Below are 19,580 nucleotides of genomic sequence, written 5' to 3'. Positions count from 1 at the left end.
AAATGACATACTATACACTATTAAGTATCTTATGTATCTTATCCTCATCACTTCAAGCCCAAAACTCAAAAAAAGAGACTATAGAGAAATCTCAATTCGAGATTCCTACTGATAACAATTACAACAAGAAAATGATTCCAAAAGGAACTGGTAAGTCCTTTACCAACTTTGGAGACATACTGATCTCAAGAGCAGTTTTGCCTGCTGCCAGCTTCTCTGAAGGCCCTTCCTCAGGACAATATATAAACCAAGGATTGATCAATCAACAACCAGTTCCTTTTTTAAACAAACAGCCTATACAAGGTTTTTCTGCCGTTCTAAACAATTTTGACAGAACCTTTACCGTATTGTCTGATAACGGTTTTGGTAGTATCGAAAACTCAGCAGATTATCATCTACGTCTTTATAGAATACAACCAAAGTTTAAAAGTATTATTGCGCATAACGATGGTGGAATTGACGTACTAGACTTTATAGAATTGCGTGATCCCAATCATTTGATACCTTTTGCAATAACTAACCATTTTAGTGATTCCAGAATCCTTACCGGCGCAGATTTTGATATAGAGTCTATACAAAGAACGGCTAACGGCGACTATTGGATTGGTGATGAATTTGGTCCTTTTTTGCTACATTTTGATAAAAATGGGATTTTATTAGACCCTCCCTTTTCTCTTCCTGATTTTGATAATCCGGGAAAAGAACTTCGTGCACCACAAAATCCATATAGTGAAGAATTTAGTGCACTTCGTGTTATGAACGCAATGAGATCACATGCAAAAACAAACGGAAGTAAACCTCCAGTGATGTCCCCATGGTTTGTCATGTTGGATGATCAAAATTCTAATACAAAGGTTGGAAGTAGAGAAAACCCTCCTACTGGACTCAAACAAGCTTCTAGCGAATTATTTAATGTTTCTTCTTTAAATCGAGCAGGACATCAAGTAGTAGTATATACCGTTAATGATCTAGAAAACATGAATCTTCTTCTCGATCAAGGAGTACAAGGAATCATTTCTGATCGCCCAGATTTATTATTAGAAGCGATACAAAATTTTGATAAAAACAAAGATGGCCAACCGGATTATATAAATGCAGATGGTTTGATTGATGTAAAGTTGTTTGATGCACAAGGACACAGAGGCTCACGAAATCTACGTCCTGAAAACACTTTACCAGCCATGGAAGCCGCTTTAGATTTCCTTATGCCTACTCTCGAAACTGATTGCGGAATTACTCTTGACGGAGTTCCTGTTTTGGATCACGATCCACATATTGAAGCTGCAAAAACACGTAAAGTTGATGGTACTCCTTATGAATTTAAAGATGAAGTATTAGTAAAAGATCTCACATTAGATCAAATTCAAACAACATTTATTGCTGATAAAATATTAAATGGAAGACCTTCTCAAACCAATGATCTTTCACTGTCCCCGGTTGCAGTAGCATTTTCAAATCAAAAAGAGCTTGTTGATCCTTATATTATGCCATCGTTACAACAATTATTTGATTTTGTTGACTTTTATATTGAATATTATAAAAACGGACCTGGAGCATCAGATCCCGAAGCAATGAAACGTTGGATGAATGCATCCAAAGTCCGTTTTAACATCGAAACCAAAATCAATCCAAGAACAGACACTGATGATCGTGGAGATGTTTTTGCCGATAGAACGGTCGATCCTGAAACTTTTACTAAAGTCATAGCAGATGTTATTGTAAAAAATAACCTTACCGACAGAGCAGATATACAAAGTTTTGACTTTAGAACATTATTAATTACACAAAAACAATATCCTGAGATACGAACCGTATGTTTATTTGGTGATTTCCCAAAGGTTGGAGATGCTGGAGATGGAACAAATCTACAAGATCAAAATGGACAAAATACGCCATGGTTAGCTGGATTATATTGGCCTTATCGTAATACAGAATTAGATACACCTTTCCGTGTAAAAGGTAGTGGTGGTTTTGAAGGACTGGCACTAAGTACAGATAAAAGAACGTTACTTCCTTTGCTGGAAAAGCCTTTACAAGGCGCTGATAATAATAATCTACTTATTCATGAATTTGATTTAGAAAGTAAATCATATTCTGGTAAAAAGTTTGAATATCCTTTAAATCAAAAAGCGACCGCAATAGGAGACTTTATTATGTTTAATCGTAAAAGAGGTTTAATCATCGAACGTGATGGTTCACAAGGGGATCTAAATGGTTTTAAAGCCATATATGAGATAGAATTAGATGAAAATGAAGAATTGGTAGAAAAAAGACTTAATGTAGATCTTCTTAAAATTAAAGATATTCTTAGAATTTCTGAACCTGGATTGGATGGTGATATCGGAATAGGAAGAAATTTTGCTTTTCCTTTTGTAACTATAGAAAGCGTGGTCGTTTTTAATCCGTTTTTGATTGGAGTACTAAATGATAACAATTATCCTTTTAGTATTGGTCGACATGTAGGTACAGGACTACCTGATGATAATGAATTTATTCTTTTATGGCTTGATCAACCCTTAGGAAGGTCATGGAATAGACTAAAAACAGAAGAAGAAGATGTCATTTCAGAAAACATTAAAGTGTATCCTAATACATTTAAAGAGCAAGTCACGTTTTCAAATATTACTAATGATAACAAGAATGAAGTATCCATTACCATTTATGACATACGAGGTAATCTAGTCCGAAAATTAGTTAATCATAAAGAAAGTGAAGGGAATTTTAATTATACCTGGGATGGATCATCAGATAATGGATCTTTAGTTTCACAAGGAACTTATATCGCTATAATAGATGTAGACGGAAAACTGACTAAAAAGAAATTATTAAAAAAATAGACAACATACCTTAACCAACTTTCTTATCACACATTACAACAAACCAAAAAAAGCTACCTGATACCAGGTAGCTTTTTTAATATATTATCTGAAATTTCTTACTTTTTAAACTAGTTTTTAGGATATAAAAATGATTTTTCAACTTCAAAATCCACCACTCCATCTTTTCTAACCTCATAAGTAATAAAAAGCTCTCCCCAATATACACCATCAGTAAAATCTGCTATGATCCATTTATGATTAAGAAGTCTTACTTTATTAATAGCCATATTACCTTCCATCCCAACAAACGGAATTATTGGGTTATCTTCTCCTGCTTTATTTTGACTAATTATCTGATCTCCTATAGTTAGAGCTAATTTATTTGCATCATAACCCATTTCTTCAAAATACGCCGCTGCATCTTCGTTACTTTCTAAAGAAAAATAAGTTAAATCTAAATTAATATCCACAAGTGAATCAAAAGCTACTTCTTTTTTGGTAATCTTAGCTTTTAAATTATCAATCTTTGTATCATAGGACTCTTTTGCCTTTTTAGCATTCATAAATTGAAAAAGAATAAATAATGATGCAAAAATAAATAGGTATAAAAAAATCTTACTCTTCATGTTTTAAATAGTTATTTTTAAGTTATCGTATGCTATATACACATTTTTGGGCAATAGTTTCTCTACTTCTGCATGAAACCCTAACATATGACTAATATGAGTTAGATATGCCCGATCTGGTTGGATATCCTCTATGAACTCTAGAGCTTCTTCTAAATTAAAATGAGAATGGTGAGGTTCTATCCTAAGTGCATTAACAACCAATACCTTAACTCCTCTTAATTTAACTCTTTCTGCTTCTTCTACAGTTTTTACATCTGTTAGATATGCAAAATCTTTAAAACGAAATCCAAAAACTTGTAATCGGTTATGAAAAGTATTGATAGGAACAACATCTAGATTACCCAATAGAAAAGGAGTATTATCTAATTCATTTTCTATAACACTTGGTGCTCCAGGGTATTTATTTTCTGAAGCAAAAATATAATCGAACCTTACTTTTAAAGCTTCCATAACTCTTTTGTGGGCATATATTGGGATATCACCTTGTCTAAAAAAAAAGGGACGTATATCATCCAATCCCATGGTATGATCAGCATGCTCATGAGTAAAAACAACACCATCAATTCTTGAAACCCGATTAGATAGCATTTGTTGTCTAAAATCTGGTCCGCAATCTATTACATAATTGTATTTGTCCCAAGAGACAAGCACAGAAACCCGAAGTCGCTTATCTTTGGGGTCATCACTTAGACATACAGGATGATCACTTCCTATAATCGGAATTCCCTGTGAGGTCCCAGTACCAAGAAAAGTTACTTTCATAATTATGATAAACTACAGCAAATGTACTTATATTTTTTTGGCAAAAATTGTATGAATATATTAATTCTTTTTAACGACTTTTTAAAATGTAGAAATTTCACATTCAAACTTTTTTAATACTTATGGTATTAGTACCTTTACATTAAACAAAAAAAGCCCTTTTTACTATGCCTATTAAGATAATGGGAGATAAAGAATTTGAATCTGTCCCTTCAATAAAGAGTAAAGCTTTACGTATTAACCTCAATCAAAACATCTACGGTACTTTTGCAGAAATTGGTGCTGGTCAGGAAACTGCGCGAAATTTTTTCAGAGCAGGTGGCGCTTCAGGTACGATTGCAAAGGCCATGAGTGCTTATGACAAAGATTTTAGTGATGCAATTTATGGTATCGAAAATGATAAACGTTATGTTACTGAAGCACGGTTAAAAAAAATGCTTAAGCATGAGGTAAAACTTATCGAAGAAAGGATTACTCGCGAAAAACATCCAAATAAGTTATTTTTTAGTTATGCCAATACTGTAGCGACTATTGATTTTGCAAAAAAGTACAAAGGACATGGTTGGGTTGGTATTCGTTACCAGACGGTTCCTAATGAAGAGTATAATGAAATTACACTGCATATTCGATTCCATGAAAATGATGCTAGATTACAGCAAATGACTCTTGGTGTATTGGGTGTGAATCTAATTTATGGTGCTTATTATAAATATGATAACCCAAAAAAATTATTACGTTACCTGTATGATCATTTGGATAAAGATCAAATTGAAATTGATACTATAAACTTTTCTGGTCCTCGCTTTACAAAAGTAGATAATCGTTTAATGAGTTTACAACTTGTTAAAAATGGCATGACCGAGGCGGTTATGTTTGGTCCTGATGGAAATAACATATTACCTGCCGCGATTTTATATAAGAAAAACATATTAGCCCTTCGTGGGAGTTTTAGACCTGTTACCAAGGTTAATATGGACATCTATAAAAAATCACTCAACATGTTTTTGAGTGAGAATAAAGTAAAAAAAGAGAAAACTGTAGTTATTTTTGAAATCACTTTATCCAACCTAAGAGCAGAAGGAGAAATTGATGAAGAAGATTTTATGTCAAGAGCCAGATTATTATGTTCTCTAGGACAAACGGTAATGATTTCAAACTTCAAGGAATACTATCGTATGGTTGAATACTTCTCTAATTATACCAAAGAGCGTATGGCTTTGGCTATGGGAGTGAACAATCTGGTAGATATTTTTGATCAAAAATACTACATGCACTTAAGTGGAGGGATTTTAGAAGCTTTTGGAAAACTATTCTTCAAAGATCTAAAAGTGTATCTATATCCATTAAAAAATCATGAAACAGGTGAACTTACAGATAGTGATACTCTTAAGGTACACCCTCGTATGAAAGAATTATACAAATTCTTTAAATATAATGGTAAACTACAAGATATTACAGATTACGATCCATCTATCATGGATATTTTCTCCAGGGAAGTTCTTCAAAAAATCCAAGAAGGAGAACCTGGTTGGGAAGATCAGTTACCTGAACTTATCCCTGAAATGATTAAGGCAAATAATTTCTTCGGATATAAAACCGTAGAATCTGTAGAATAAACAATTAAGATATTTTAAATGAAAAGCAGCATTAATAAAGACTATTAATGCTGCTTTTTTATATATTTTAACTATAATATTTGCGCAGTATGATCTTTTGTTTTTACCTTGAGTATTACTTCTGAAATAACACCGTTTTCATCAATAACAAAGGTGGTACGATGAATTCCGTCATACTCTTTCCCCATAAATTTCTTAGGCCCCCAAACTCCAAAAGCCTCAATAACTTTTTTATCCTCATCGGCTAGTAATGGATAAGGTAACTCGAACTTATTTTTAAAATTTTGTTGACGCTTTGCACTATCTGCGCTCACTCCAAGAATCTCATACCCTTGATTTTGAAAAGTTTGATAATTATCTCTTAGATTACACGCTTCTGCCGTACAACCAGGGGTACTTGCTTTGGGATAGAAAAAAACCACAAGCTTTTTTCCTTTGTAATTATCCAAGGTAATCGTATTTCCATCCTGATCTAATGCTGAAAAATTAGGAGCTTTATCTCCTGCTTGTAATGTGGTCATTGTTCTATGATTTATATGAATTAAATTTTGTTTAAAGTTTCTGGATAAAAATAAAACAAAAATAACGATATCGTTTCAGTTTTATAAAAATTTTAATGATTATCCTCTATTATATTCGATTTATAATTTAATACTTTAGCATAAAACAATTTAGGCAATATGACCAAGCAGGAAAAGATAGATTTTACAATTAAAACGTTACAAGAATTATATCCCAGAATTCCTATTCCACTCGACCATAAAGATCCTTATACCTTATTAATTGCAGTATTAATGAGTGCACAAAGCACCGATGTTAGAGTCAATCAAATTACTCCTTTATTATTTGATCGTGCAGATAATCCATATGCAATGGTTAGGCTATCTGTAGAAGAGATTAGAGAAATTATAAGACCCGTTGGTTTAAGTCCAATGAAATCTAAAGGAATACACGGATTATCGCAGATTCTTATAGATAAACATAATGGCGAGGTTCCTCAAAGCTTTGAAGCATTAGAAGAACTTCCTGCTGTTGGACACAAGACTGCAAGTGTTGTTATGTCACAAGCATTTGGAGTACCTGCATTTCCTGTTGATACTCATATCCACAGATTAATGTATCGTTGGGGATTTACCAATGGCAAAAATGTAACACAAACAGAAAAAGATGCCAAACGTTTATTTCCAAAAGAATTATGGAATGATTTACATCTTCAAATTATTTGGTATGGACGAGAATATTCTCCTGCTAGAGGCTGGGATCTTGATAAAGACATCATCACAAAAACTATAGGTAGAAAAACCGTTTTGGATGAATATTATAAAAGTAAAAGGCCCATTAAAAAATAATGGGCCTTTTATAAGTTTAGTTTAAAATCGTTTCAAACTTAAGGTTATTACACTCTAAAACTTGTAATGATTTTGAATAGCTTAAGAGAAAATCAATTGTTTTTCTGCTAGGTACTAAATGTTTTTCTTCTTTTGAAGACTTAAAGTAAAATTTTGCCATATTATATAATCTTAAATATTAGGGTTATTTAAAATTATAACGAGACAAATTAAACTTTATTGCATCAATACGTTATTAATTTGTTAAAACAATATTATTTTTTTCAATTACTTTTCTTAGGTTAATTAATGCATACCTCATTCTACCAAGGGCTGTATTAATACTTACACCTGTTTTATCAGATATTTCCTTAAAACTCATATCTCGGTACATACGCATAACCAGAACTTCTTTTTGATCTTCTGGTAATTCTTGAATTAAATTACGTAAATCCTCTTCTACCTGATCTTTAATTATTCTTTTTTCAGCATTAAGATCTCCATCACTTATCACAGAAAAGATGCTAAATTCTCCATTATCTTCAAATTTTGGCATTCTATTTCCTTTTCTAAAATGATCAATGACCAAATTATGAGCAATACGCATTACCCACGGTAGAAATTTTCCTTCTTCATTATATTTCCCATTCTTTAATGTTCTGATAACTTTTATAAAAGTATCCTGGAAAATGTCTTCTGAAACATCTCTATCAAAAACTTTAGAATAAATAAAACTGTAAATACGCTGCTTATGTCTTTCTATTAGAACAGATAAAGCACATTCGTCTCCTTTAATGTAGTTATTAACCAGAACTGCGTCTGTTAGGGTGTAATTCTTCATACCTTAATTTAATTTTAGTACCAACAAGCTTGGGGCTCGTGCTATGTTAAACTTAAAAGTAAAGGTATGCTATAGGCAGTTTCGTTTTAGATTTATGGTTTATTTACAGGGGCTAATATAGTAACTATCATTGAATATCAAACAATTTCTTGTTAATTTTTTTAACTAAACTTTCATTTGACATAGGTTATAATACTTGTTTTGTAATCATTATCTTTGCGCTCTTACCGCGTATTTACTATGATTCAAGACATTACAACCTTAGATCCAAAAGACAATATAATTATAAAAGGAGCTAAACTTCACAACCTGAAAGATTTAGACGCCGTTATCCCAAGAAATCAGTTAGTGGTTATTACCGGATTATCTGGATCTGGTAAATCTAGTCTTGCATTTGATACCTTATATGCAGAGGGACAACGTAGATACGTTGAAAGCCTTTCGTCTTATGCTCGCCAGTTTTTAGGACGACTCAATAAACCTAAGGTTGATTATATAAAAGGAATTGCTCCTGCAATAGCTATTGAGCAAAAAGTAAATTCTACCAATCCAAGATCTACTGTAGGTACGACAACAGAAATTTATGATTATCTCAAATTACTTTTTGCCAGAATTGGAAAAACCTACTCTCCTATCTCTGGTAATCAAGTAAAAAAAGATCGCGTAACTGATGTTATTGAGTATGTAAAAACATTTGAAAATGGTGAGAAACTCTTATTACTCTCTCCTATTCATATCGAAGATGGAAGAACACTAGAGGGTAAACTAAAAGTACTACAACAACAAGGGTATGCGCGTATCAAAGTAAACGGCACGGTACACCGAATAGAAGAAGCAAGTATTAATGAAAAAGATGATTTTTATCTAGTTGTAGATCGTATCGTAAAAAAAGATGAAGAGGATTTTTATAATCGTTTAGCAGATGCTATTGATTCTGCATTTTTTGAAGGTAAGGGAATTTGTCATATCGAAACACTTACTGATAATAACATTAAAGAATTTAGTAACACTTTTGCATTAGCTGGTATTACTTTTTTAGAACCTAATGTGCATCTTTTTAGTTTTAATAATCCATATGGAGCTTGTCCAGAATGTGAAGGATATGGTGATGTTATTGGTATTGATGGAGATCTTGTTATTCCTAATACCGCTTTGAGTATTTATGAAGAAGCTGTTTTTCCATGGCGCGGTGATAGTATGAGCTGGTATAAGGATCAACTGGTAAACAGTGCATACAAATTCGATTTCCCTATTCATAAACCTTATTTCGAATTATCGGACAAAGACAAAGATCTTCTTTGGTCTGGAAATGAGTACTTTGAAGGAATTACAAGTTTTTTTGAAGAATTAGAATCAAAAGCATACAAAATTCAAAATCGTGTAATGCTTTCTCGCTATCGCGGAAAAACAAAATGTTCTACTTGTAAAGGGAAGCGTTTACGCAAAGAAGCCAACTATGTAAAAATCAATGGAGCTACCTTAACAGATTTGGTAGAGAAGCCACTTAATGAATTAGCTGATTTCTTTAAAGACCTTACCTTAAATGAATATGATACAAAAATTGCCAAACGCCTTCTTAAAGAAATCAATAGCCGTTTAGAGTTTTTACAGAATGTTGGATTGGAATACTTAACACTTAATAGAAAATCAAATACATTATCTGGAGGAGAATCGCAACGTATTAATCTAGCTACTTCGTTAGGAAGCAGTCTGGTTGGATCTATGTATATCCTGGATGAACCAAGTATTGGATTACACCCTAAGGATACCGAAAAATTGATTAAAGTATTACAATCTCTTCGAGATCTTGGTAATACGGTAATTGTAGTAGAACATGATGAAGATATCATGAAAGCGGCCAATGAAATTATCGATATTGGTCCCGAAGCCGGTACACATGGAGGACATGTTGTTGCTACGGGAGCATATGATGAAATTCTAAAAGCTGATTCATTAACAGCAAAATACTTAAATGGAACTCTTGAAATTGAAGTTCCTAAAACTCGTAGGACCTCAAAATATTATCTTGAAATCATTGGAGCTCGAGAAAACAATCTACAAAACATTGACCTTAAAATCCCTCTTGGAATCTTTACCGCCATTACCGGGGTATCAGGTAGCGGAAAAAGCACACTAGTAAAAAAGATCATTTATCCTTCTGTACTTAAGGAATTAGGAGGTTATGGAGAAAAAGCAGGTCAGTTTACAGAACTTAAAGGTAACTACAGCAATATAAAACATGTAGAGTTTGTAGACCAAAATCCGATTGGTAGATCATCACGTTCTAATCCGGTTACTTATATAAAGGCATATGATGATATTCGTAATTTGTTTGCTTCTCAAAAATTATCTAGTATTCGTAATTATAAAGCAAAACATTTCTCATTTAATGTAGATGGCGGACGATGTGAAACTTGTAAAGGAGAAGGAGAAGTTACTATCGAGATGCAATTCATGGCAGATGTACACCTGGAATGTGAAACTTGTGGAGGTAAACGTTTCAAAAAAGATGTTCTCGAAGTAACATTTCATGATAAAAATATTCATGATATACTATCGATGACTATAGATACAGCAATTGATTTCTTTTCAGATCACAATCAAACTAAGATACATAAGAAGTTACAACCATTACAAGATGTTGGACTTGGCTATGTTCAACTGGGACAGAGTTCTTCCACCCTATCCGGAGGAGAAGCACAGCGGATTAAACTTGCTTCGTTTTTGGTTAAAGGAAATACCAAAGACAAAGCCCTATTTATCTTTGATGAACCGACAACAGGACTTCATTTTCATGACATCAAAAAATTATTAAAATCTTTTAATGAATTAATATCCAAAGGGCACTCTATTTTGGTAATAGAACATAATCTAGATCTCGTTAAATGTGCTGATCATGTTATCGATCTGGGACCAAAAGGAGGAAAAAATGGAGGTACTATAATGGCTGAGGGTACTCCTGAAGAAGTTGTAAAAATAAAAGACTCATATACGGGCCAGTATTTAAAAGAAAAATTATAAGAATATATTCCCCCTCCTTCAGGCAGCAACAAATTCTAGACTTAAAAATACTTTCTGCTTCAGGTAGAAACAAATATTATCGTTAAACAACACGTTGCCTTTCGTTGGGAATAAAAAAATAAAAATAAACACTCTTTTTTAAAAAGATAATCGATTAATTATAGGTCTCTGAAACAGGAATGACAAGCAAATCATATAGCATAGTAGGTATTCATATAACAATGTTTCCATTTTTAATCTACATCATTAATCACATACACCAGTATGTAAACTGACTCTAGAAATATCACTTATAAAATTGCATAATGATACGGATAATCGAGCCAATGGGTTTTTATATAAATCTAAGTATTTAAGCTTTATTAAATCTCCAAAACGATCTGGAAGACTTGTTAATTTATTATAAGACAAATCTAATATCTCAAGCTCTTTAAGATCGACAAAACTTTCTGGAAGACGAATCAGTGGGTTTTTATATAAATTCAAGTATTCAAGTTTTAATAGACCTCCAAAACTTTCTGGAAGACTAGTTAATTCATTATCATCTAAATTCAAGTATTCAAGCTTTATTAGATTTCCAAAACTTTCTGGAAGATGAGTTAATTCATTATTATTTAACCTCAATCCTTTAAGCCTTGTAAGGTTTCCAAAACCTTCTGGAAGATGAGTTAATTCATTATCGTTTAAATTCAAATACAAAAGCGCTGTAAGACCAACTAAACTTTCAGAAAAACTAATAATATTATTATTCGTCAAATACAATTTTTTAAGTGTTATAAGGTCTCCTAAACTTTCTGGAAAGCTTATTAATTGATTATAAGACAAATCCAATTCCCCAAGCGCTTTAAGACCTCTAAAACTTTCTGGAAGACTTGTTATTTGATTTTTATACAAATTCAAGTATTCAAGCTTTATTAGGTCTCCAAAACTTTCTGGAAAGCTTGTTAACTTATTATAAGATAAATCCAGTTCCCCAAGTACTGTAAGGCCTCCAAAACTTTCAGGAAGACGTATTAATTGATTGTCAGACAAATCCAATTTTACAAGTGTTATAAGGCCTCCTAAGTTTTCTGGAAGATGAGTTAATTGATTTTCAGACAAATCCAACTCCTCAAGTGTTGTAAGACCTCCTAAGCTTTCTGGAAGATGAGTTAATTGATTGTCAGACAAATCCAATTCCTCAAGTGCTGTAAGATCTCCAAAGCTTTCTGGAAGAAGGGTTAATTTATTTGATCTTAAATCTAATTCGGTTACTCTTCCTTTAACCATCGTTACACCTACCCAATCCTCTATCGTTGTTATCTTAATATCCCAATCTAGTCTATTGTCTGGATTTGCTCTATACAAATTAATTAATACATCGCGATCATCCTGAGCAATACCGCTGCTACATAAAAATAATCCTATAAAAATTAATACTACACGAACAAAACTTATGATGTTCATAAAACTTAATGATTTTTCATGGTAAAGATGATTATTTCTATATTAAGACACTACCCCATTTTCTGGGGTTAAGTTTTTTTATCCTTATACTACTTTTTGACCTTGATTCGATATTAACATTATTATAGCATTTATCTCTGTAATGTAATTCATTTCGTAACGGCTAAACGTAGACATTTAATCTTAAACCAAAACAATGTCACTTACTCAAGATCTAAAAGCTCGCGCAGATCAATCTGTAGCGAAATATTCAGAAAGTACACACAGAATAATGAATAATGGTATACAAACCTTACGCGATGAAGGACTTGTATCCAAAGCATTAAAAACCGGAGATCAAATTCCAGAGATTACACTTCCCAATGCAGCCAATAAAAAGATGTCTGTACAAGAATTATTATTAGATAAAAAAATTGTCCTATCCTTTTATCGAGGCGGATGGTGCCCTTATTGCAACCTGGAACTAAAAGCATTACAAGATGCACTACCTGAAATTGAAAAATATGGAGCAACTTTGGTGGCTATAAGCCCCGAAACACCAGACAATTCATTAACTACTTCAGAAAAAAACGGATTACGTTTTGAAGTTCTTTCTGACTTAGATAATAAAATTGCCAAAGCATTTAACCTCGTATTTACATTACCAGAAGATCTTATTGAAGTTTATAAAGGCTTTAAAATTGATTTAGAAGCAAATAACGGAAATACTGCTCAACAACTTCCAATATCAGCAACATATATAATTGATCAGAACGGAACTATCATTTATGATTTCATTAAAGAAGATTATAAAGAAAGAGCGGATCCAGAAGAAATAATTAGTTTTCTGAAAACCAAATAATTACCCTTATTTTTCATAACCTTACTCATTTTTGGCACGCGATTTGAAACTGTATTAATCAAATAGCGGAAGCCGAAAAGCTAATGAGTAGGCATAAACCCAAAACAGGTAAGGTTATGAAAAAAATGATACTTTTTACTGCAGCTTTGTTACTGATAGTAACAACTGTAAAGGCAAATGATCACAATCATGCGGATCACAAGGATAGGGTTACAAAACGCTATCATAACACACAACCAATTGTCTTTATCGAAGGAGGAATAAAATTTCTTGTTTACCCAGAAGGTAGCATTGACTATAAAGTGCTTAATCGAAGAGGTAGATCTCATTACGGAAATTGGAATACCAGAAGATATAATACCCCCGGTACATATACTCAACGTGTACGAGCACATCATAATAATTTTATCAGATATGATTATTACGGTAGACTAAAAAAGGTCGGACCAAATTATATCAGTTATGATAGACATAATAGAGTACGAAGAATAGGCACAATATCAATTCGATATAACAGAAGAGGATTAGTGTATCAAATAGGTGGATTACGTATCTACTACAACAGGTATGACAGAATAAGAGAGACAGAAGGTAATATTCACTATGATGGTTGTGGATACTGTGGTATCGATGGATGTACTACAACTCATGATCCTTATTATAACAGGAATTGGCAGCCAAAATATTATAAGCACGATAATGACGATGATCATTATTATAAAAATAGAAAAAGGAAGAAAAGATATCATGACGATGATGACGATGATGATCGTGATGATGACTAAAATATAAAATTTAGTTGTTGGTTAGTTGTTTAAAATCCCGTTACCAAATACTTCAGGTAACGGGATTTTCTTTATTTGATTCCTTGTGAAATCTATCACATTTTTAGGCCTCCTGTCTCCTATATTTGGTTAATAAATTGGGAAATAATCATGTTTTCAAAAAATAAAGTAGGGTATTTTATTTCTTTTTTGTTTTAGGTATGTAAGAGCATCATAATTCTTTCCATAGCGATCAAATTTGATTCTTATTGTGCCGATAAACCTATTTTGTAAGTGAATTAAAATAAAAATATATACAATGTAATTGGTTGGTGATTTGTTTATAAAGATCCTTGTTACTTTTCATACTTAGTAACAGGGGTTTTTATTATTGTACTATTATCATTGATTTTATAGAGTTTATAAAGTGTTGTTAACCTTTCTTTTTGACGGTATGATTATTATATATTTATGTTTTTGCTATCTAAATCAAATCACAAATATGAAATTCTGGAAAGCCTTTTTACTAGTTCTATTAGCATCTATTACACAAATAGCCGCGCAAAAAATGGAATTTGAAGATTATGATCCCCCTTCTACTCTTGTTGTACCGGGAGAAGAGGTCAAAAAAGCAAAGTTCCCTTTTATCGATGTCCATAATCATCAATTTAGAATGCCAACACAAAACCTTCAAGATGTTGTTTCTGAAATGGATAAACTCAACATGGCAGTGATGGTAAACCTATCTGGAAGAGGAAGAGGATCTGATGAACATCTTGCTAAATCATTAGAAAATGTAAAAACGAATTTTCCTAATAGATTTATTGTATTCACCAATATTAACCTTACAGGTATTGATGAACCTGGTTGGACGCAAAAAACTGTTTCTCAAATCGAAAAAGATGTAGCTCTTGGTGCCAATGGATTAAAAATTTATAAAAGTCAAGGCATGGATAATAAGGATAGTAATGGGAATCGTATTAAAATAGATGATCCCAGAATTGGACCTGTTTGGGAAAAGTGCGGAGAACTTGGTATCCCTGTATTGATCCATTCTGCTGATCCAAAACCATTTTGGGATGCGCATGACAATAAAAATGAACGGTGGTTAGAGCTAAAACTTAGATCTAGAAGAAAAAGAGATGCTAATGTTACTGGATCATGGGAAACGATTATACAAGAACAGCATCGAATTTTTAGAAAACATAAAAACACTAAATTCATTAATGCCCATTTGGGTTGGTATGGTAACGACTTGGCTAAACTAGCAAAACTAATGGACGAAATACCAAATATGTATAGTGAAATTGGAGCTGTAATCGCAGAATTAGGAAGACAACCCAGAAATGCCAAAGCCTTCCTTACAAAATATCAAGACAGAGTGATGTTTGGAAAAGATTCCTGGAATCCAGAGGAGTATTATACCTACTTTAGAGTACTCGAATCTGATGATGAATATTTTCCTTACTATAAAAGATACCATGCCTTTTGGAAAATGTATGGATTAGATCTTGATGATGAAGTATTGAAGAAACTATACTATAAAAATGCTTTACAAATTATTCCAAATATTGATAAAAGCTTGTTTCCAAAATAATTAATAGAACTTATATCAGGTTAAAAAAACAAAAGAGGCAATTAGAACATCTATTGCCTCTTTTATTTATCACAAACTTTATGTATTACCAAACACGGCTATTCCCGTTTTCGTCATTAAAATTTTGAAGTTCGTTCCAGATAAAATTTACTGTTTCTTGATAATTATCTCTAACTATGCTATGTACAGTTGTAGGGATTTCAAAATCTGATGGTGGTGGTATCCCATACATAGCAGAATACGTTATTAAACTTGCCAGAAAATAAATGGTTGGCCTTCCATGAGGAGCAGCATCTTCATATAAGTCCAAAATCGGAATTTGTTCCAATGTTGTATCTGTAAGTAGTTTACTTATAATTGGCCCTACCGGAATCATCTTAACATTAGGCCTATCAACCAATAATGCGTTATGATAATCTAACCACCAATTATGAAAATCTCCAACTGTATTTGCGTTATAATTAGCAAATTCTTCTTGAGAAGGAGGAAATGAGTTTACAAAACCAGCCATATCAGGCCAATTTTCATAAATATAAATTGTTATCCCTTCTTCTTGTTGTCCAACCCAATCAATAATATCTGTAGTAGCACTAAGAGGTGTTGTATTATCAGGATTATCTCCATCATACGGTGTATTTGCAGGTTGATACTGTACAAAATTGGCTGCGGTTAATAGTATCGTGTTAAAATTAGCCTCAGAAAATGGCTCAACATCAGAATTCCAAACTCCAGATGCTATATCAAATCCCCACTGTGCAATTGGTGGAAGATTATCATGTTGTGGTAAAAAACCATATTGGCCATCTACAGCATAGCTATAACCAGCAGATTGGGATAATACATGCATCCAATGAGGAACTGTTGTTTCGTCGCTTGGAGTAGGAATAAGTGGTGGCGAGTGTACAATAAGGCTATGTCCAAATATAAATGTTTTTACATCTGTACGTAGCGGTGTTCCTTGTGTTGGAGGACTAGGGGTAATCCCTGAGTCCTGATCTCCTCCCGAATTTGGATTCATTTCAGAATCTGTGGCACTCAAAGCATCATCGCTACTATTACAATTAAGTAGCGTCAAACAAAAGAATACATAAATAAATAATAAAGAATTACGTCTCATGAATTAATTTTTAAGCATGATTAATTAAATTCAAGTGGGATGAGAGTTTAGTTAGTCTTATGATATAGTAACGTTAATCATTGCGTCAACCCTACCACAACTATTCATATAATTCTTATGTATTTGATGAAAAATAAAAACTCTTTAAGAGATGTCTATAACAAATAGGTAAATATCTAATATTAAAATCTGTTCTTAAAAATTAAAACGGATAACCACATCTGGTGTGAGTTGTAATGATTTGTTTTCAAAACTTTCTACAAAAATTCCATTTTCATCCTCTCTTCGAGAAAACCCTTGAGTAATCGTATTTTTTCTATTGTAAATATTACGAATGGAGAATCCAATCATTCCTCCCCAGGTTTTTTTAGTTTTAAAATTAAATCTATATACTGCAGAAGCATCTAGTCTATGATAATCCTTAAATCTACTAGAATTAATTCCTTTTGGATCGATTCTAATACCATCGTCTATATTATCAACATCTCTTAGTAATCTTGTAAATGGTCTTCCGGTGGCATAATTCCATCCAAGTGCAAACTCAAAATTATTAACCTTTAAAGTTTGAGAGATATTTAATACATGTCTTTGATCAAAATTTCCTGAAAAAGCATTCTGCTGTATACTAGGGAAAGTAACTAGAGCTTTACTTAAAGAATACCCTATCCAGAACCTATAATTCTGAATCCTTTTTTTTAGTAAAAAATCAAAACCAATACGTTCTTCTTTTCCTATTTCAAAAACATTATCGGTATCTGCAGAAGCAACTTCCAAAACAAAATTATTAATTGATGTTACATCAGTAAGCTTCTTATAATAGGCTTCCAAATCAAAATTCCATCCGTTAATAGTGTATAAAGAACCAAAAGTAAATTGCATGCTTTTGATTACTGGAACAAAAACGGAGTCATCATTTCTAATTTTTCCAGAAAGAAGCCATACATTATCTGCAACTGGTAAGCCTTCAATTTGATTATAAATACTACCAAAAGTGACCAGGCGGTTAAGTTGTTGATTTTTTAATTCTGCCGAAGTAGTTAGCCTAAAGTTCTTTAGCACTTCTACAGAAGAAAACATACGAGGTTCTATAAAAAACTGATCTGTATTACTCAAATAGGAGCCTCTAAGTCCAAAATTCATATATAATTTTGGAGATTTATAAGTATATTCAGAAAACAAGGTATGATTATTTCCTTCTCCTCTAATTTCATCCTCCAAATCTACATCTACAACTCCATTAGCAATTTCGCTTCTATTATAATTTGCCTTATTATAAACAAATTGATACCCGACACCAAGAGTTTGTTTTGGAGCTAATGGAATAGCTAAAGAATACTCTGCTCCTATATCCTTTACTTGATTATTCTCATTAAAAATAAAAGTTTGTCTTGAATTGGTATTAGATCCAATGATCTTATAACGAGTATCATATATTGAAAAATAAACATTTGTTTTCTGGATGATATTGTTCGAATATTCTTTTCTCCAATTTAGACTAGCTCCTCCGTTCCTAAGTTTAAGAATATCATTAATACGATTAAAAGAGGTAATCGTATCTGCTTCATTTCTAATATTATCTAATCTATTTTCTGCAAATATTCCACTAAATTTTATTGTATTTTGTTCATCTGGATGCCATACAAGTTTAATGTTTGTATCCGAAAAGGAAAAATCATCTTCTCTAGCTTCCCTATCCAAAGTTCCTTGTACATTACTATCTGGAATATCTGCCCTGGTATTCTGAAAGACTTTTCGAACTAAATTATTGTATGCTATATTTCTATACACATCAGTAGTAGATCTGCGAAAAGCCGCCATCACACCTATTTTTTCTGACAAGGGAACTTTGGCAAAAATATCTGCATGAGTAAAATTTACTCCGCCTCCGATTTTAATTTTTTCGATCAAATCATCATCAGATTCTATAATCACTGCTCCAGAAATACGATCTCCATACCGTACACTGGTTCCACCTCGATATACCTTTACATTTTTGACTATATAGGGATTGAAAGTTGATATTTGATTAAAAAAATGGCCATTATGATACATTTTGATACCATCCCATAGTACCAGGTTTTGATCTGGAGTTCCTCCTCTAATGTATAATCCCGCTGGATCCTCTGTTGGGCTATTTACTCCTGGCAATAATTGTAAACTCTGTAAAACGTCTGGTTCTACAAGTCCTGGTAGAATTCTGAGCTTTTTGGTAGATACATTAATAGAAGCATCTTTATTTTTTTGTACACCTGTAGTAAGATACTCATTAATAACAACCTCACTTAAACTCTGAATTTCAGGATTTAATCTAATTGTATTACAACTCGAACCTGAAAAAGCAGAAGCTTTAATTGTTTTTATATCATACCCTAAATAAGATATAGAAATTGAATCTTTTGGTCTTAATCGTAATCTAAAATAACCTCGCTCATCTGTAAGCTTAATTGCATTATTGTTGTTTAAGATAGTAGCTTGAGTAAGCTCAAAAGTAGATGTCGCATCGACCACAATACCACATATTTCGATAGTTTCATCATTTTCTACCAAAATATAACTGTGATCGTCAACCTTTTGTAGTATAAATTGCGTTTGTTCTTTTATCTCTTTTAATAGTGAATCAATAGAGATTGTCTTTTGATCAATTTTTAGTTTTACATTCTTGACCGCTTCAACATCATAAGAAAAACTATATTGATATTGTTTTTTAAATGCTTCAAGAATATTAAATATCGATTGGTTTTCAACAACCTCTACACTATCTGCTTGTTGTGAGTAACCTGATATATTCAAAAAACATAT

At 32.4% G+C, this 19,580-nt stretch carries 14 protein-coding genes; 7 read left to right on the top strand and 7 right to left on the bottom strand.

Annotated features, from left to right (window positions below):
• The first annotated feature begins 2 nt into the window (after positions 1–2).
• Positions 3–2,837 (top strand): esterase-like activity of phytase family protein, encoded by a 2,835-nt coding sequence (locus tag FOF46_RS10315; RefSeq protein ID WP_208746767.1) that lies wholly within the window; start codon positions 3–5, stop codon positions 2,835–2,837.
• A 110-nt stretch (positions 2,838–2,947) separates the two neighbouring features.
• Here the strand turns inward: FOF46_RS10315 and FOF46_RS10310 are convergent, their stop codons facing one another.
• Both FOF46_RS10310 and FOF46_RS10305 read right to left on the bottom strand, forming a co-directional pair.
• Positions 2,948–3,445 carry a hypothetical protein gene (locus FOF46_RS10310; RefSeq protein WP_109438484.1) on the bottom strand — a complete coding sequence of 166 codons (498 nt, stop codon included), beginning with the start codon at positions 3,443–3,445 and terminating at the stop codon, positions 2,948–2,950.
• Positions 3,446–3,448: 3 nt separating this feature from the next.
• Positions 3,449–4,210, bottom strand: a complete 762-nt coding sequence (locus tag FOF46_RS10305; protein ID WP_143916405.1) for an MBL fold metallo-hydrolase — start codon at positions 4,208–4,210, stop codon at positions 3,449–3,451.
• A gap of 167 nt (positions 4,211–4,377) precedes the next feature.
• Between FOF46_RS10305 and FOF46_RS10300 the strand changes: the two genes are divergently transcribed.
• Positions 4,378–5,826: a nicotinate-nucleotide adenylyltransferase gene (locus FOF46_RS10300; RefSeq protein WP_109438482.1), complete on the top strand. Its 1,449-nt coding sequence runs from the start codon at positions 4,378–4,380 to the stop codon at positions 5,824–5,826.
• 71 nt (positions 5,827–5,897) lie between these two features.
• Here FOF46_RS10300 and bcp read toward each other — a convergent pair whose 3' ends face one another.
• A complete protein-coding gene (gene bcp / locus FOF46_RS10295) occupies positions 5,898–6,347 on the bottom strand; it encodes a thioredoxin-dependent thiol peroxidase (RefSeq protein ID WP_109438481.1) in 450 nt (149 codons plus the stop codon).
• 159 nt (positions 6,348–6,506) lie between these two features.
• Between bcp and FOF46_RS10290 the strand changes: the two genes are divergently transcribed.
• Entirely contained in the window at positions 6,507–7,175 is a 669-nt protein-coding gene (locus FOF46_RS10290; RefSeq protein ID WP_109438480.1) for an endonuclease III domain-containing protein, read from the top strand.
• Between the two features lie 235 nt (positions 7,176–7,410).
• Here the strand turns inward: FOF46_RS10290 and FOF46_RS10285 are convergent, their stop codons facing one another.
• Positions 7,411–7,995, bottom strand: coding sequence for an RNA polymerase sigma factor (locus FOF46_RS10285; RefSeq protein ID WP_109438479.1), 585 nt, complete (start codon positions 7,993–7,995; stop codon positions 7,411–7,413).
• 240 nt (positions 7,996–8,235) lie between these two features.
• Between FOF46_RS10285 and uvrA the strand changes: the two genes are divergently transcribed.
• Positions 8,236–11,016, top strand: a complete 2,781-nt coding sequence (gene uvrA / locus FOF46_RS10280) for an excinuclease ABC subunit UvrA (RefSeq protein WP_143916404.1) — start codon at positions 8,236–8,238, stop codon at positions 11,014–11,016.
• Between the two features lie 246 nt (positions 11,017–11,262).
• On the opposite strand, the gene FOF46_RS10275 is transcribed toward uvrA, so the two are convergent.
• Positions 11,263–12,462: a leucine-rich repeat domain-containing protein gene (locus FOF46_RS10275; protein ID WP_143916403.1), complete on the bottom strand. Its 1,200-nt coding sequence runs from the start codon at positions 12,460–12,462 to the stop codon at positions 11,263–11,265.
• Between the two features lie 196 nt (positions 12,463–12,658).
• Here FOF46_RS10275 and FOF46_RS10270 point away from each other — a divergent pair, with 196 nt between their 5' ends.
• The 3 genes from FOF46_RS10270 (at position 12,659) to FOF46_RS10260 (ending at position 15,664) form a co-directional block, all read left to right on the top strand.
• Complete coding sequence (locus FOF46_RS10270) at positions 12,659–13,303, top strand: peroxiredoxin-like family protein (RefSeq protein ID WP_109438476.1); 645 nt, start codon at positions 12,659–12,661, stop codon at positions 13,301–13,303.
• A 116-nt stretch (positions 13,304–13,419) separates the two neighbouring features.
• Positions 13,420–14,088: a hypothetical protein gene (locus FOF46_RS10265; RefSeq protein ID WP_143916402.1), complete on the top strand. Its 669-nt coding sequence runs from the start codon at positions 13,420–13,422 to the stop codon at positions 14,086–14,088.
• Positions 14,089–14,569: 481 nt separating this feature from the next.
• Positions 14,570–15,664 carry an amidohydrolase family protein gene (locus FOF46_RS10260; RefSeq protein WP_143916401.1) on the top strand — a complete coding sequence of 365 codons (1,095 nt, stop codon included), beginning with the start codon at positions 14,570–14,572 and terminating at the stop codon, positions 15,662–15,664.
• Positions 15,665–15,749: 85 nt separating this feature from the next.
• Here FOF46_RS10260 and FOF46_RS10255 read toward each other — a convergent pair whose 3' ends face one another.
• Together FOF46_RS10255 and FOF46_RS10250 are read right to left on the bottom strand one after the other, a co-directional pair.
• A complete protein-coding gene (locus FOF46_RS10255; RefSeq protein ID WP_143916400.1) occupies positions 15,750–16,781 on the bottom strand; it encodes a T9SS C-terminal target domain-containing protein in 1,032 nt (343 codons plus the stop codon).
• Between the two features lie 195 nt (positions 16,782–16,976).
• Complete coding sequence (locus FOF46_RS10250; protein WP_167571788.1) at positions 16,977–19,571, bottom strand: TonB-dependent receptor; 2,595 nt, start codon at positions 19,569–19,571, stop codon at positions 16,977–16,979.
• Between the last annotated feature and the right edge of the window lie 9 nt (positions 19,572–19,580).

This window comes from Aquimarina algiphila, assembly GCF_007489275.1.
Classification (GTDB): domain Bacteria; phylum Bacteroidota; class Bacteroidia; order Flavobacteriales; family Flavobacteriaceae; genus Aquimarina; species Aquimarina algiphila.
Note: the sequence above shows the minus strand (reverse complement) of the source record. Positions and strands in the feature narration are given on the sequence as shown.